This window comes from Actinomycetota bacterium (assembly GCA_030650795.1).
Taxonomy (GTDB): domain Bacteria; phylum Actinomycetota; class Actinomycetes; order S36-B12; family S36-B12; genus UBA11398.
In genome coordinates this window covers 60,584-73,351 of record JAUSDJ010000040.1, presented here as the reverse complement: position 1 = coordinate 73,351, position 12,768 = coordinate 60,584, and the positions used below count along the sequence as shown (strand labels likewise).

Below are 12,768 nucleotides of genomic sequence, written 5' to 3'. Positions count from 1 at the left end.
TTAAGGTCTTTCATCTTGGTCGAGCCGCAAGACGAGCTGTTGGACCAAGCCATCGGCTGCCAGTTCGATCATGTGCAGGACATTGACAAAGCCCGCGTCCCCTCCGAAGTACGGGTCGGGCACCTCAAATGCCGCGCTTGGCTCTCGCTCCCCTGCCAAGGCTGGATCAAAGGCCCTGAACATCCGGATTTCGGCGGATGAGTCGGCCGCCACTTGCATCTCGAGCAGATCCTCGTAGTTGGCCAGGTCCATGGCCAAGATCAGATCGATCTCAGCAAACCAACTCGCGTCAATTTGTCGAGCCCGGTGATCCAGTGGGTAGTCGTGAGCCGCCAAGGTTGCCAGCGCCCGTGGATCAGCTGGGTGTCCCAGGTGCCAATCGCCGGTGCCAGCTGAGTCCACCAGCACCACATTTTCGAGCCCGGCTCGCGCAATACGGTTGCGCAGAACGGCCTCGGCGATGGGCGAGCGGCAGATATTGCCCAGGCAGACAATGGTGATTCGATACGACACGCAGGCAGCGTAACGACTGTCCGGCGGCAGTCTCGGAACTATCTTTTGTCCACAGGCAGATCAGCCCGAAAATGGAGGATCAATGGGGAAACACCGGCGAAAAAAACTGCTTTGTCCCCAAGTCATCCACAGTCGTGCACCGTGACTCGCCGAACTCCTCAACAAGTTGTGCACAGCCCCATCCACAGGGGAGATAGACACTTGACAGCAGGCTCCATAGGTTTCTCCAGCCCGACTGTCACACCCCCGGCGTAGAACGAGCCCTCAGACGTAAAGGAGGTCGGCAAATGAGTGTTACCGAACTGCCGATCCCGCAGCTCGATCGCACCCCGCCGCAGGATATTGCTGCAGAACAGTCCGTCTTGGGGGCGATGCTGCTAAGCAAGGACGCCATCGCCGATGTTGTCGAAAGCGTCCGCGAAACTGACTTCTATCGGCCGGCGCACCAAAGCGTCTTCGGCACCATCCTTGACCTCTATAGCCGTGGCGAGCCCGCCGATGCCGTAACCGTCTCTGCTGAACTCACTAAGGCCGGTGAGCTCACCCGCATTGGTGGCGCTGCCTATCTGCACACCCTGGTGTCAATGGTCCCCACCGCGGCCAATGCCTCCTACTACGGGCGCATCGTGCGCGAACAGGCAATCCTGCGCCGCTTGGTTGAAGCCGGCACGCGCATTGTCCACATGGGCTATACGGGAACCGGCGATGTCGACGACATGGTTGACCGCGCTCAAGCCGAGGTCTACGAGGTCACCGAGCGTCGCACCAGTGAGGATTACCTCCCGCTCAAAGACATCATGGGCGATGCACTCAACGAGATTGAGGCGATCTCCAACCGGGGCGGCGAGATGGTTGGTGTGCCGACTGGCTTCGCTGATCTTGACTCGCTCACCAACGGCTTGCACGCAGGTCAGCTGATCATCTTGGCCGCTCGACCGGCCATTGGAAAGTCAACATTGGGCCTTGATATCTGCCGTGCCGCCTCGATCAAGCAGGGTCTCACCTCAGTCATCTTCTCCCTTGAAATGAGTCGCAACGAGATTGTGATGCGCTTGCTGTCAGCCGAGGCGCAGGTGCCCCTGCACCACATGCGCGCGGGCACCATGAGCGACAGCGACTGGGGAAAGATGGCAACGAAGATGGGCACGGTCAGTGATGCGCCGCTGTTCATTGACGATTCGCCGAACATGACCTTGATGGAGATCCGCGCCAAGTGCCGACGCTTGAAGCAGCGTCATGATCTGCGTCTGGTTGTTGTGGACTACTTGCAGCTCATGACCAGTGGCAAGCGAGTGGAAAGTCGCCAGCAGGAAGTCTCCGAATTCTCCCGATCTCTCAAGCTGCTCGCCAAGGAGCTTGAAGTTCCGGTCATCGCGATCAGCCAGTTGAACCGTGGTCCAGAACAGCGCACCGACAAGAAGCCGATGCTCGCTGACCTTCGTGAATCCGGCTCGCTGGAGCAGGACGCAGACATGGTGATACTGCTCAGTCGCGAGGACGCCTACGAGCGCGAATCACCGCGAGCGGGTGAAGCCGACTTCATTATCGCCAAGCACAGAAATGGTCCAACCGGAACAGTGACAGTTGCCTTCCAGGGGCATTACTCACGATTCGTCGACATGGCGCAGACCTGATCCTGCACAGTTCGCCCTGTGAGTGATCCCGATTTCAGCATCGCAGCGGTGACGCGTGCCTGCGCCGCCTTGCCTCCTCCGTTGCCTCCGCAGTACTACTTCTGGAATCCGCCTGAGATCAAGCCGTCATCAATGGTGGTGCCGATTATCGAAGTCGATCACGAGGCCTCGCTGATCCTCACCAAACGCGCACTGCAAATGCGCAATCACGCGGGGGACTGGGTCTTTCCAGGCGGCCGCATTGATCCCGTAATTGATGCTGATGCTCGCGCTGGGGCTCTTCGCGAACTCCAAGAAGAGCTCGGGCCGGATAGTTCGCATGTCACGCTCATTGGCGCTCTTGATTCACGCGGCCCGATCCTGACCGGTCATGTGATCGAAGTGTTTGTCGGCTTGATCGATGCCCTTGCACTGATCAAGCCCGATCCATATGAAGTGTCCGATATCGCAGTGGTGCCGCTTCGAGAATTCGCATCCGAGGAGAGTCACTTCACTTCTGAACAACTACCCGGTGGCGATAGCGGCGCTTCGTTGATACCGCGTCGGCGCCCAGGCCCAATCGAGATGCACTTCTTCAACTTCGGTGACGATCAACTCGTCTGGGGAACGCAAGGCGAGATCATCTGGGATTTGCTCGCATGCGTCCTTGGCGATCGACCAACCATTGCGCAACTTCGATCCTGACATCTCGCTAGGCTGGCGCACTTCCGGCAGAGGAGAGCACACGTGAGCCGCTGGGCCATTCGTCATCCTGTTTTCGCACTCGTGGTCTGGTTCGGTCTGCTGATCGCGCTTGTGGGTGGCGCAGCTGCCTTGGGCGATAAGTACAACAACAGTTTCGCCCTTCCGGGTGCTCAATCCACGCGAGCTCAACAGTTGCTCGAGACATTGCCAGCGGGCAATACCCAGACTTCGAGCTTTCAGGTGGTCTGGTCGCCAACCGCAGGCCAGGCGACAGATGCTGCTGTGAAGGCTGAGATTGATCCGCTGCTCAAGAAGCTCAGCGAGCAATCCTCGGTTACCTGTGTTGTGGGCCCATACCAAGAGAACTTCGGACGCGATTGCCCCAAGCCGGCACCAGCGAATGTCACTGCTGCTCTCACGACCGCGGCGAACGAGAAGATCGCAAAGTCCTTGGGCGTCACTTCGGCCGAGCTCACGAAACTTATGAAGGCCCTGCCTGCGATCTATCCACTGGCCAAGGCCAATGGAGCAGATCTTGCGAACATCGCCACCGTGTTGGCCTGGCTCTCGCACGCGAACGAAAAAGACTGGGCAGCAATCGCCAAGAAGATCCCCAAGGATGTCGCCAAATTGCACAGCGCTGTTGATGCCGGCACGGCGAAGTTCAAGGAGTACACGGCAGCAGCGCAGGCTGCAGCCGATGCAACGAGCCCAGTTTCCAAGGATGAAACCGTCGCGTATGCAACCGTGAATGTGGACGACCCCGCGCTCAGCGCAATAGATGCCACGCGCATCTCCAACATGATCAAGGACGCCAACTCCTCAACACTGATTATCGGAGCAAATGGTCAGGCCTTGGCTGCTGCAGGTGGTGGAGCAGATTCAAGCGAAGCGGTCGGGCTGCTTGTCGCCATCATCATCTTGCTGATCGCATTTGGATCACTCGTCGCAGCGGGGCTTCCGATCATCGTTGCGATCACCGGCCTTGTTGGCGGGCAACTCCTGATCATCATGGTCAGCAACTTCATGGATGTTGCTTCATTCGCACCCACTCTTGCGGCCATGATCGGCCTGGGCGTTGGCATCGACTACTCGCTGTTCATCATGAATCGATATCGACAAGGCCTGGCTGATCTTGCTCCCAAGGATGCTGCGCTTCGTGCGGTGAATACCGCTGGGCGTGCTGTCTTGTTCGCCGGCTGCACAGTGATTGTTGCCTTGCTTGGCATGTTCGTTCTGGACATCAACTTCTTCAACGGTCTTTCGATGGCAGCCGCAGTAACGGTCTTGATGGTGATGCTCTCGGCATTGGTGATGCTGCCGGCATTGCTTTCGCTGCTCGGCGCCAAGGCACTGGCAATCAAGATGCCTTGGGCTCGCCATCACAAGGAGATCGACCCTGACGACAGCAAGTGGTCGTCCTTCGGTCTGCTGCTGCAGAAGATGCCAGTCATCCCTGTGGTGTTGTCGATAGTCGTGATTGGTGCCTTGGCGTCGCCAGCCTTGACGATGGAACTTGGATTCCCTGACAACGGAACTCAAGCCCCAGGCACTCCACTACGCAATGGCTTTGACCTGCTCACTAAGGGTTATGGCCCAGGTGTTGCCGGACCATTCTTTGTTGCAGTTGAGCTCAAGCATCCGCATGACATGGACGAACTGGCGACCGTGGTCAAGGCATTGGAAGACACCGAGGGAGTTTCCAGCACCCTGCCGAATTCCAAGATGCTGATCCTGCTCGACGGCAGCAAGACGGCCTTTGACCCCAAAGGAACTTTGACATCTGTTCTGGTGCAGCCAACGACGTCACCGCAGGACGAAGCAACAGCTGACACTCTCACTCGGATTCGCGAAGTCACGGCTCCCGCGGTTGCTTCCAGCGCGACTCTTTTTGTCGGTGGAACTCAGGCAATCTCCACCGACTTCACCGTGCAGTTGCAGGAGAAGCTGCCCATCTTCCTGCTGCTCGTTGTCGGACTTGGCTTCCTTGCTCTGATGATGCTCTTCCACTCACTCGTGATTCCGTTGACCGCGGCAGTCACGAGTCTGATGAGCTTTGCCGGCGCATTGGGCATCACCGTTGCCGTCTTCCAGCATGGCACCTTGGCTTCAGTGCTTGGTGTCACCGGAACTGGGCCGATCCTTCCCTTCCTGCCGATCATGGTGTTCGCGATCCTGTTCGGCCTGTCGATGGACTATCAGGTCTTCCTCGTCACTCGCATGCAGGAGGAGTGGCATAAGTCAGGAGACAACCGAATCGCAGTCCGCCGGGGCTTGGCCGGCTCGGGCAAGGTGGTGGTGATTGCTGCAACCATCATGACCAGCGTCTTCTTGTCCTTCGTCCCCACACCGAACGACACCATCAAACTCTTTGGAGTGGCGTTGGCCTCGGCCGTGATCCTCGATGCTTTCGTGGTGCGCCTGATCCTGGTTCCATCGTTGATGACCATGCTCGGCAAGGCCAACTGGTGGCTGCCGAAGTGGTTGAACAAAGTTCTGCCAAAGATCACCCTGGACTGAATTCTGTGCGGTCAATGATTTCAGCTTGAACCGGCTGCTGTCCTGCGACGGCCCGTTCATCATTTCCACGGCACCCCTCGCGAGCCTCAAGTAAGGTCCATGAATATGGCCGAACAAGATTTTCAGACCCTGCTTGGCGTCGCTCCTCTTGGTGAGTTTCTCTTCAGTTCAACGCCGATCGGCGATGGGGGACATCTTTTCGGAGGCCATTCCCTTGGACTTGCGCTGAGCGCTGCAAGCGCCACCGTGAATCCCGAGCTTTGGCCGCAATCCATCCATGCGAACTTCATTGACGCCGGTACCGCGGGCGCCGAGATGCGGCTGCACGTTGAGTCCCTGCGCGACAGCAGAGCCTTTGCAGTCCGTCAGGTCACTGTTACTCAGGGCGAATCGACTCCGCTGCTGATGCAAGCCTCGTTCCATGCGGGCGAGCAAGGACCAGATTGGCACTCCGATGAGCCATTCGAGTTTCCAGCTCCCGAGGACCTTGAGTCGGACACGACCTATCTGTTCAACATGGATCCGATGGACGTGCGACCAATCAACGGGCCAACGCTACGCGGCGAGGGCCACATGGTGCCGCTCGTTCATCCATTCTGGGTGCGTCCACGTGTGCAGTTGCCAGATGATCGGATGGCCCATGCTGCGGTCGTCGCGTTCATTTCGGATTACATGGTGGTCGGGACTGCTCAAGCTCCATTGGTGAGGGTTCCCGCTGGTAGCAGAGTGGTCACGATGGAACACGGGCTCTGGTTTCTGCGCCCCTTTGACGCCAATGACTGGCTGCTCTTCACGGCCGAGCCCTTATCGGTGTATCACGGCCGGGGTTTGAGCCGGGGAAATGTGTTCAATCGACAAGGCCTTTTGGTGGCCACTTTCGTACAAGAAGTACTGACCCGCTTGCCTCGCGCTTAGGTGCGAACGTGTCGACTGAGTCCACCTTCCTCCCCTATGGTCGTACTCATTCGCAGAGCCGGGGGATGTCATGGCTGAACTGATCAATCGAAGTCGACGTACTCTGATCGCTACGTGCGCGGCGATGGCCCTCATCGGAGCCGGCCTGTTTATCCCCGTCTCCTCCGCGTCAGCGGCGGGTGCCCTCAGCCCCAGACTGGGAGCGGCGGTCGCTGGCATCACCACCAAAGTGACCGTTCTTGGAAGCGGATTCACTCCGACTTCACAACTTGGCTTTGTCTCGTGCTCCTTGGCCGGTGCGCCTACCCCGATGACCAGTTTTGTGTCGAGTTCTCGGCTCATCGCGATGGTGCCGAGCTTTGCTGATGGCGCCTCCTGCACCGCGCAGGTAGCTACGGGCGGGGCCCGGACGACTGTCGGCTCCTACGGTTGGACGGCAAAGAATGTCGCGTTTGTAACAACCACGGGAATCGCTCCCTCCATCCTTCCCAAGGAGGGCGGCGGCTTCTTTCTGTTCACAGCCTCGGTGGCCAATCCAACAGCTGGTGTTGGTGACACCACTTTGACTGGTCTCACATCCGTCAGCCTCAATTGCCCGGCGAGCGGTCCCGGTGGCGGCACGGTGACGATTTCAGCCACGGCACAGGTGAAGCCAAACGGTTTGCAGATGAGCGTCACTCCAGGGTCATTCTCCACAGCGGCATCGGGTGCCTGCCCGGTGTCGGTGACTCTGGCTTCTGGAAACGTGATCACCACTGCAACACCGAACGCGCCCGGCGTGTGGGAACAGCCCAATGTTCCGGCCATCACGTTGAGCACGTATCACGGAGCCGAGAACCAGACCGTCGGTTCGCTGCAGAAGATCACCGTCTCGGCCACCAGTTCATTGGCTGGCGCCACGGGCGTCTCCTTCAACTATTGCCCAGCCAGCAATCCTCAAGGCACCTACCCGGCGGCCTTGGTCCAGCCCGCGGCCGATCCCACGCAGTTGTCGGTGACCGTTCCAGCGGGGGTTCCGACTGGCGCGTGCGCGGTGGTCATCGGCATGCCTCCTACGGGCAGCCGGCCCGCCGGCTACACAGTGGCAAGCGTGCCGGCCGCGGTGCCGAGTGTGCCCCCCACGTCGGGCTTCACCTTCGATCCTCCGTATCAGGGACCGATCACGGTCACCATCGCGAATCCGTACACCTCGGGCCTTGCGAACACCGGGGTTGCCGATTCCTCCCTCTACGTGTCGGTGCTGGGGGATCCCACCGGTGGTGGGGACGTGACGACTGTGAAGACGGGGACTTCGGCGAATCTCTTCGCCGGATTCACGGCAGCGAAGCTGGTCTCGGCCCCGTTCACTTCCATGTCTGGCTATGACAGCGTCAAGCACACGGCGACGCTCACGCTGACCCCGCCGGTGAAGAGTGGAAATCTCTACCTGTCGAACCAGAGTCTGACCGGATCTGCGCCCGACCCGACGGCGTCAACTGCTCGGTACGGCTTCGTCGAGTTCACTTATAACGCCAGTGGTCTGGACGTCGATCTCACACTGATCGATCAGATCGGCTTCACGTTGAGCTCAACCCTGCTGGATAAGAACTCCGCGGTGATCCCTGGGACTTACCGTGACACCGGTTGCCTGGTTGACATTGTCAACGCGTTCTCAAACACCGGTGTCAAGCTCGATGCCACTACGGCGAGCACTCCTGGCGTGATGCGCTACAGCACAAGTACCCCGCAAGCCACCCCCGCCCCCGGTGCCTGGACTTGGTCGCAGCTGGCCGGAAATGGCACCTGGGCAGGGATAGTCGGAGCTTCGAAACTCCCCGGCCGGTATCCCAAGGTTGACGTGTACGTGAACTCGGTCAAGGGTCCGTTGACGGTCCGCGATCAACTCGGTGACCCTCTCTATGGTGGCCAGTTCAACTACTCGGCAGAGTTGTCCGGCGGTGTATGGACACTGACAGGGACAGTTGCCGATGGCACCAAGCTGGGTCCCAAGCTGCAGATCGAGCAGGCAGGGGTGTCCGCACAGGGTTCGCACGGTGGCACAGGCTTCGGTGTGTACGGGCAGAACGGCCCCTTCCTCGCCTACGAGCCTGCGAAAGGCAGCACCCCTGGGTCGCCGAGCTATGGGCCTGCACTGAGTTGGGCTGCCGATGGCGGTGTGACCGCTGATTGGAGCAATGCAGTAAAGACCATCTACCGTGACTTCATCGCCGCCTTCGCCTACGGGTACTGGAACACCACGGAATTCCCATCGTCAACAGATACCGGTGCGAGTGGGCAGAACTTCACGCGCAATCCCCTGGATTCCGCCTATGCAAATGCTCAAGGCAACTACGGACCCCCGGCCCAGCCGGCGCAGTACGCCTGGAACGTCTATGACGAGGTCATCCGCTCGCATTCGAATATCGATGGTGGCGGGTCGCCAAAGCCCTCGGGCGCCTATGGCATGGCCTACTCGGACACCTTCGTGCCGTCAGACCTGTCGCCCAATCAGTCCCAGGAGTTTGCCTACAGCTGGAACCTGACCCTGGGTGATCCGGCGACGTGCAAGGATCCGCGATCCTCACTCCTGCCCCAGCGCCAGCAATTGCATCTGCCCGTTGACGCGGAGGTCGTGCCTGTGAAAGCCGGCAGTCTGGCGAGTTCGGGGCGGCAGTTCGTGGAGTACACCGCGAGTGGCTTCAGCGGCCCGGTCACCTTCACCCTGGCCCGCCCCGACGGTTCGCCGGTAAAACTCCCAGCTGGCCTGACCTTCCACCGCTCTACCGGAATGATCTCCGGTTCCGCGAAAGTCAATGCGGCCGCGCAGAACTATGAAGTCACCGCCTCGGATGGGAGATCGTCGGCGAGCGCACTGCTGAATCTGGGAGTCGGCACTGCGACGCTCACTCCAACTGCGCAGACCATCGTCAGTCATCTAGGCGTGTCACTGACTGCGTCAGCGAAGCTGACTGCCAGTGGCTTCCCGTCGGAGCCGTCGTATGCGATTGCGCCTGCCCTGCCGGCAGGATTGCGGCTAGATGAGCGGACCGGCGTGGTCTCCGGGACGCCGACGCAGACCCGCCCGGTGCGCGGCTATGCCATCACAGCGACTTCGGGACAGGTGCAGGCTCAAGCATCCTTGAGTTTGGAAATCCTGCCTGCGTGGTCGATCAGTCCGATACAGCAGACCGTGGTCGGGCAAGTAGGCGTTCCCATCACACCTTCAGCGGTCTTTGCGGTTGTGGGCTTCGCGACCAGCCCGGTGTACTCGATCGCGCCGGCGCTGCCCTCTGGGCTGACCTTGAATTCGAGCACGGGAGTCATCTCCGGTACTGCGAGTCAAGCCGCCGCGACGCTGAACTACCGCATCACTTCACGGGGCACCACTGGCTCGGCCGCAGCCACCGTGACCTTGACGGTGAACCCCGTGGTTCATGGCATCACTCCGCCGACGCAGACACTCACGGGAACGCGAGGGATTTACCAGTCCTCAGTCCCGTTGCGAGCCACCGGCTTTTCAGGGGCGTTGATCTATGCTCTGTCTCCCCCAGCTGTGCCAGCCGGGATGTGGTTCAACTCGGCCACCGGTGTGATGTCGGGAACCCCGACCCAGAACTGGAACACCCGGTACACCGTCACTGGCAGCGATGGCATCAATTCCAATGCCGTGACGATCAGCGTGGTGATCGCTCCTTCAGTTGGGCCTGCCCCGAGCCCTCAGCCGACGCCCAAGCCGAGTGTCAACCCGACTCCGGTCTGCCCGCCGGGATCATTCTGGATCGCGAGCATTGGGAAGTGCGTGACAATCAATTGAGTAGCGCGGCGCCGATGACTGGTGCCGTGGGGGCTTGTGATGGGTAAGGTCACGCAGATGCGCACCTTTCTGCTCATCCATGGCGCATGGCATGGTGGATGGTGCTGGAAGCCACTGACGCAATTGCTTGAGGCGGCTGGCTACGCCTCAGAAATTGTCGAACTTCCCGGAGACCAGCCCGGCAGATTCATTGGTGATGATGCGGCCATCGCATTCGAGGCCATCAACGGCATTGAAGGCGATGTCATCGTGGTCGGCCATTCCCTCGGCGGGCTGGTGGCGCCCTTTGTCGCCTCGCACCCTCGATCGTGCGGGCTGGTCATGCTTGCAGCGCTCTTGCCGGAGTTTGATGTCAGTGCAGCCGAGCAGCGCGAACGGCATCCTGAGATCTACACCGAGGCTTATCGCAGCGCTGAGTTGATTCGCCATGAGGATGGCAGCACGGAAGTCCCTCCCCACATTGGCATCGACCTCATGTTCAACACCTGCTCACCGGACATGGCCGAACTCGCAGCGAGCCGCCTACGCCGTCAGTACTGGGAGACCTTCGGCGAGCCTTCTCCTGTGTGGGCTTGGCCCGATGTTCCGACCTTGATTGTTGGGTGCTCTGAAGATCGACTCACCGCGTGTGAGCCAATGCGCGCGGCGGCGGAGAAGTTGCAGGGCGCGGAGTACCTGGAGCTGGATTGCGACCACACTCCGATGCTGTCTGCTCCAGAATCTCTGGCGGATTTGCTCATAACCTTCGCGGATCGCGCTGACTTGCTCTAATTTCGCTGCAGCACCCGCTACCTGAGTTCAACAGACTGGAGCAGCCATGGCTGACTACAAGTACGTGACCTACGAGACTTTTGATGATGGTCGAATCGCGCGCATCATGCTGAATCGGCTCAAGACCCGCAACGCGCAGAATCGTGGACTGCTCGTTGAACTAGATGACGCCTTCTTGAAGGCGGAGGCCGATGACCAGGTGCGCGTTGTCATCCTTGGTGGAGTTGGCCCGCTGTTCTCCTCGGGCCACGATCTCGGCTCTGAGGACGCAATTGCCGAACGCACACCCGGCCCTGACCAGCACCCCAGCTTGCAGATCAATGGCGGCACCCGCGTTGGTGCTGAGAATCGGATGCTGCAGGAATGGCACTACTTCTTCCAGAACACCCTGCGCTGGCGCAACCTTCGCAAGATCACCATTGCTCAGGTGCAAGGCACGACTTTCGCAGCTGGCCTCATGCTCGTGTGGGCCTGCGATCTGATCGTGGCCGCTGATGACGCGAAGTTCGCCGACGTTGTCGGCGCTCGTCTGGGCATGTGTGGCGTCGAGTACTTCGGACATCCGTGGGAGTTCGGCCCGCGTCGTGCCAAGGAATTGTTACTCACGGGTGACTCTGTTGACGCCAAGGAAGCCTTTGATCTTGGCATGGTCAGCAAGATCTTCCCGCGCGGAGAACTTGAGGATTCGACTTTGGCCTACGCCCGTCGCATCGCCGAGCTGCCGACCATGGCTGCACTGCTGATCAAGGAGTCGGTCAATCAGACGGTCGACAACATGGGCTTCTACAACTCACTTCAAGCGTGCTTCACCTTGCACCAGTTGAATCACTCGCACTGGGCCGAGATCCACGACGGTTACCCCGCTGGGCTGCCAGAAGATGGAACACCGGATTGGCGTTCAGCGCCAAAGGTGATGCCGCGCCAGGTTGATGTGGCTAACCCACACACTCTTGTTGAAGTGCAGGCTTAGTTACGCGTAATGCACGGTGGCCTTCGCCCTAGGCGAAGGCCACCGTTGCATCGATCAGAGTTCGGCGTTGGTGAGCCTGTTGAACCTTGGCCTCCAGCATGAGCATCTGCTTCATCCAGTAATCGGCTGCTTCGTCGCCCCGCCCTTCGGCTACCAGATTCATAGCCTTGATGATGGTCTTCTTCCAGTTCGGATTGCCGGAGCTGTCGTCTTCTTGAACCATTGCATCCAAGAGTTCATGCCGGACGACTTCTGTCAGCGTGCCGTAGAGCAGTTGCAGGGTCTTATTGCCCGCCAAATTGAACAGTTCGAGATAGAAGCGTGACCAGATGTCCATTCGCTGGCGAGCATCGATGCCTGGGACGAGTTCATCGATGATGAGCATCAGCGATTGGGCGGCCTCTTCGCGATTCTCGCGCCTGGCGAGCAGGCGTAGGGCGAGCGGCTCGAACATGGAGCGAGCTTCGAAGACATCGCTCAGCATGACCTCGTCGAACTGCATGAGCAGACCGAGATAACGAGCCGCCACAGACACATCGGGACGCGTTGCCCGGGCGCCGCCGCGGGAACCTCGACGAACCGTGATGAGCTTCTCTGATTCCAGAATCCGGAAGGCCTCGCGCAATGAAGGGCGGGAGACACCGAAGTGCACCATGAGCTCGGCTTCGCTTGGCAAGGCTGCGCCTTCGGCGATCTCTCCGCGCACGATTTGATTGCGAATCGCCTGGGCCACGACCTCAGCGGTCTTTGGCACATGCACAGGTTCGGCAGGGCTCAGCGGTGGCGCGGGAGTGGTCATCCCTGGGCTCCTGTTCTTCCGGCCTGACGCCAGATCGGCGAATAGTACGCCTCATTACCCTTGTTATATCTGAATGGGCTGATCTTTCCAGTAGCCACGCTAATAACACAATAAGATAACTATTCTGCCTGCTGCAGCGTCCGAATTGCTGCCAGTGATCACAGCGTGA

The 12,768-nt window shown here is 59.6% G+C and carries 9 protein-coding genes; 7 read left to right on the top strand and 2 right to left on the bottom strand.

What is annotated here, in order from left to right:
* Positions 1–513 carry a low molecular weight protein-tyrosine-phosphatase gene (locus Q7L55_12275; protein MDO8733326.1) on the bottom strand — a complete coding sequence of 171 codons (513 nt, stop codon included), beginning with the start codon at positions 511–513 and terminating at the stop codon, positions 1–3.
* A 287-nt stretch (positions 514–800) separates the two neighbouring features.
* On the opposite strand from Q7L55_12275, the gene dnaB reads away from it, so the two are divergent.
* The 7 genes from dnaB (at position 801) to Q7L55_12240 (ending at position 11,800) form a co-directional block, all read left to right on the top strand.
* Positions 801–2,147 (top strand): replicative DNA helicase, encoded by a 1,347-nt coding sequence (gene dnaB, locus Q7L55_12270; GenBank protein ID MDO8733325.1) that lies wholly within the window; start codon positions 801–803, stop codon positions 2,145–2,147.
* Between the two features lie 18 nt (positions 2,148–2,165).
* Entirely contained in the window at positions 2,166–2,831 is a 666-nt protein-coding gene (locus Q7L55_12265; protein ID MDO8733324.1) for a CoA pyrophosphatase, read from the top strand.
* Between the two features lie 42 nt (positions 2,832–2,873).
* A complete protein-coding gene (locus Q7L55_12260) occupies positions 2,874–5,351 on the top strand; it encodes an MMPL family transporter (protein MDO8733323.1) in 2,478 nt (825 codons plus the stop codon).
* 105 nt (positions 5,352–5,456) lie between these two features.
* Positions 5,457–6,266 carry a thioesterase family protein gene (locus Q7L55_12255; protein MDO8733322.1) on the top strand — a complete coding sequence of 270 codons (810 nt, stop codon included), beginning with the start codon at positions 5,457–5,459 and terminating at the stop codon, positions 6,264–6,266.
* A gap of 70 nt (positions 6,267–6,336) precedes the next feature.
* Positions 6,337–10,059: a putative Ig domain-containing protein gene (locus Q7L55_12250; protein MDO8733321.1), complete on the top strand. Its 3,723-nt coding sequence runs from the start codon at positions 6,337–6,339 to the stop codon at positions 10,057–10,059.
* Positions 10,060–10,116: 57 nt separating this feature from the next.
* Complete coding sequence (locus Q7L55_12245; protein ID MDO8733320.1) at positions 10,117–10,830, top strand: alpha/beta hydrolase; 714 nt, start codon at positions 10,117–10,119, stop codon at positions 10,828–10,830.
* A 46-nt stretch (positions 10,831–10,876) separates the two neighbouring features.
* Entirely contained in the window at positions 10,877–11,800 is a 924-nt protein-coding gene (locus Q7L55_12240) for an enoyl-CoA hydratase (GenBank protein ID MDO8733319.1), read from the top strand.
* Positions 11,801–11,828: 28 nt separating this feature from the next.
* On the opposite strand, the gene Q7L55_12235 is transcribed toward Q7L55_12240, so the two are convergent.
* The gene (locus tag Q7L55_12235) at positions 11,829–12,599 is read right to left on the bottom strand and encodes a GntR family transcriptional regulator (protein MDO8733318.1); all 771 of its coding nucleotides are present in this window, start codon (positions 12,597–12,599) and stop codon (positions 11,829–11,831) included.
* Positions 12,600–12,768 lie beyond the last annotated feature (169 nt).

Coding starts and splice junctions, on each gene's coding strand:
- dnaB (MDO8733325.1), top strand. CDS start 801: ATGAGTGTTACCGAACTGCCGATCCCGCAGCTCGATCGCACCCCGCCG.
- Q7L55_12255 (MDO8733322.1), top strand. CDS start 5,457: ATGGCCGAACAAGATTTTCAGACCCTGCTTGGCGTCGCTCCTCTTGGT.
- Q7L55_12250 (MDO8733321.1), top strand. CDS start 6,337: ATGGCTGAACTGATCAATCGAAGTCGACGTACTCTGATCGCTACGTGC.
- Q7L55_12245 (MDO8733320.1), top strand. CDS start 10,117: ATGCGCACCTTTCTGCTCATCCATGGCGCATGGCATGGTGGATGGTGC.
- Q7L55_12240 (MDO8733319.1), top strand. CDS start 10,877: ATGGCTGACTACAAGTACGTGACCTACGAGACTTTTGATGATGGTCGA.
- Q7L55_12235 (MDO8733318.1), bottom strand. CDS start 12,599: ATGACCACTCCCGCGCCACCGCTGAGCCCTGCCGAACCTGTGCATGTG.